This is a genomic window from Streptomyces glaucescens, assembly GCF_002154375.1.
GTDB classification, from domain to species: domain Bacteria; phylum Actinomycetota; class Actinomycetes; order Streptomycetales; family Streptomycetaceae; genus Streptomyces; species Streptomyces glaucescens.
Window position 1 is genome coordinate 1 of sequence record NZ_MUND01001007.1, and the last position, 1,304, is coordinate 1,304.

At 68.1% G+C, this 1,304-nt stretch carries 1 protein-coding gene; it reads right to left on the reverse strand.

Annotation, left to right across the window (positions count from 1 at the left end; translation table 11 throughout):
* Positions 1–125 precede the first annotated feature (125 nt).
* Positions 126–1,100, reverse strand: a complete 975-nt coding sequence (locus CCN42_RS40165) for a diiron oxygenase (RefSeq protein WP_086742035.1) — start codon at positions 1,098–1,100, stop codon at positions 126–128.
* Positions 1,101–1,304 lie beyond the last annotated feature (204 nt).

Below are 1,304 nucleotides of genomic sequence, written 5' to 3' on the forward strand. Positions count from 1 at the left end.
CGCAGCCGGCGTTCGATGTCCGCCGCGATCCGCTCGGTGGAGGCCGCGTCGGTGATTCTGGTGCCGGTGTGGTGGGAAACGGTGGATGCCATGGTCGGGTCTCTCCGGGTGTCGGGGCGGGGGCGTCAGACCGTCCAGCCGATGCGGGCGAAGCTGTCGCGCACGGCGGGGTGGGCGAGCATTCCGGCGTTGCCTAGGGCCCGCAGTACGTTCTTGACGATGGGCACGTCGGGGGTGATCTCGAATCCGGCGTAGAGCGACTCCACGGAGGTGCGGGCCTGCTCCCGGTCGCCGATGAGGGTGGCGAGCAGTTCGACGTTGAACTGCTTCTCCGACTCCACGGACAGGTAGAGGGTGACGAACTCCGCCAGGTGGGTGCCGATGGCCTCGCGGTAGTCCTCGGGGATTTCCCGCCACAGGTAGGTCATCAGGTCGAAGAAGAACGCGTAGTGGCGGGACTCGTCGTTCATGTGGTCGTTGACGTAGTACTTGATGGAGGGGTGCACGCCGGGGCTGTTGAAGAACTCGACGAGTTCGCGCACGAGGGTCGTCTCGAAGCAGCAGTTGGCGAGTATCTCGAAGACGTCGTGGTAGCGGGGGTCCAGCTTGGCGCGGATCTCGCCGACCGCGCGCCGGGAGTCCGGGAGCGCGTAGTCGATGTCGCTCAGGTGCGGGTAGCGCTGCCGCAGCTGGAGGATCATGTCCTGGGCGATGTACACGTGGTAGTACTCGTCGATCATGACCGAGTAGGTGTTGAGCCTGGTCTCCTCGGTGAACGTCACGGGCAGGTCCCCGTGGAGGAGTTTGGAGCAGGCGGAGACGATCTCCTTGATCTCCAGGTTCACGATGTCGTGCAGGTACTTGTAGAAGGACTGCACGAGGATGTCGTCCTTCGCGGACCGTCCGAGGTCGCGCACCTCCTTGGCGAGCAGCAGGGGCTGCTTGTCCTCGGGGAAGAAGAAGCCGCTCTGCGTGAAGTCGATGGTCTTGCGGGGCCGGGTGCGGACGGACGAGCGGGCCTCCCAGCGCTCCGCGTACCGCGCGGTCAGGCTGGACAGGGTCCGCTCGGACGGAGCGTTCTCCTGGTGGAGGGTGGACACGGTGTGCCTCTTCCCGGGCACGCCGGCACGGCAGACCGGCCGGCGTGCCCTGTGACGTCGGGTCGGGGCGGGCGCGGGCGGCAGGAGGTGCCGCCCGCACGCGCGGGTGAAGGGGTGAAGGGGAGCCGGGGGCGGGCCGGCTCAGCCGGTCCCGGTCATCGCGTCCGACCGGGGCGGGGTCTGCTCGCCGGCGGGGGTGCGGGG